The 665-nt window shown below is 28.6% G+C and carries 1 protein-coding gene; it reads left to right on the top strand.

Annotated elements, in window-relative coordinates:
• The first annotated feature begins 105 nt into the window (after positions 1–105).
• On the top strand, positions 106–270 hold the full coding sequence (locus tag ACFOUY_RS08960; protein WP_378960165.1) for a response regulator: 165 nt from the start codon (positions 106–108) through the stop codon (positions 268–270).
• Positions 271–665: the final 395 nt, after the last annotated feature.

Below are 665 nucleotides of genomic sequence, written 5' to 3' on the forward strand. Positions count from 1 at the left end.
AGCATTCAGATCACAGTTCAGAGGTGTGAGGAATGTGAAATTCTTTCTATTCAGATTATCTAAAATTTATGCATAAGATTAATCCCCAACTTTTTTGCTTGATCCATGTTAACCTCATCAAATAATCAAAGTGATGTAGTTAAGGCAAGGTTATATAAAAATGTTAAAGCATATTTAACAAAGCCATTTAAAACCAAAGATTTTGCCAATCTTAAAGCTAATACAGAGCTTGCTATTTTTTTTGATAACAACTTAATCAATGAAATATAGATACATTTCTTTGTAACTAATATGTTTTGATTTTTGTCATGCGTTTATTTGTAATTTTCGAGGTATTATGATATTTTTGAAATTAGAATATAATAAACAGTTAATTTTTTATTAACTGCTTCATTAGATGCAACCGCTTGTTTTGAGTAGAACTTCCCTTTTTTAAGTGTCGATTTTATTCAATTAAGGCCTGTGGTCGTGTTTATTTGTATAAATAGTGAAGATGTCAGGATCTTTTATTCTTGTTTTATAACGGGTATAAATTTTATTGCTGCTTCCTCGCAAAACTTAAGAGGCTGTCTCAAAAAGGCAGTCTCTTTTTTGTGGAAAAAAAATTAATTTTCGCCTGTTTAAATTTGGTTTATTGCGCTGAATTTCAGATATTTAAGTGTAAA

The sequence above is a fragment of the Pedobacter jamesrossensis genome, from assembly GCF_042650905.1.
GTDB lineage: Bacteria > Bacteroidota > Bacteroidia > Sphingobacteriales > Sphingobacteriaceae > Pedobacter > Pedobacter jamesrossensis.